Annotated in this window: 1 protein-coding gene; it reads left to right on the forward strand. The window is 64.4% G+C overall.

Going from position 1 to position 571, the window contains the following annotated elements:
- Positions 1-571 (forward strand): IS66 family transposase (locus tag H926_RS25995; RefSeq protein WP_022675617.1); only part of this gene is annotated, 571 nt, incomplete at both ends.

Consider the following 571-nt stretch of genomic DNA (forward strand, 5'->3'; position numbering starts at 1 on the left):
GTGCGAGACGATCCGACAGGCCCCTGCCGTCGATCTGCCTTTGCCCAAGGTGATGGCCAGCAGCGCGCTGCTCGCTCATCTGGTGGTCAGCCGCTTCGTTGACCATCAGCCCTGGCACCGCCAGTCGGTGATCCTGCGGCGGCAGGGCGTGAAGATTGATCGTGATGTGATGGGCCGCTGGGCCCGCAAGCTGACCTGGTTGATGGCCCCGCTTGGCGAGCGACTGCTGGCCCACATTCTCAAAGCCCCCAAGATCCATGGCGACGAGACGCCGGTCACCTTGCTGATGGGCGAAGATGGCAGTCACACTGCCTATTTCTGGGTCTATTTGCGCGATGGCCGCTCCAGCGGCGACATGACCCCGCCTGCCGTGGCCTTCCGCTTCACGACCGGGCGCGGCGGCGAGCATCCCGCCGCCCATCTTGCCGGATACGAAGGTTTCCTTCAGGCCGATGGCTATGGCGGCTACAACATCTTGTACCGCGATCCCGATACGAAAGCCCCGCGCCGCGTGACCGAGGTTGGCTGCTGGGCGCATGCACGGCGCAAGTTTACCGACATTCTGGCCAAG

Origin of the sequence: Novosphingobium sp. B-7 (assembly GCF_000410615.1) — a bacterium.
Classification (GTDB): Bacteria; Pseudomonadota; Alphaproteobacteria; order Sphingomonadales; family Sphingomonadaceae; genus Novosphingobium; species Novosphingobium capsulatum.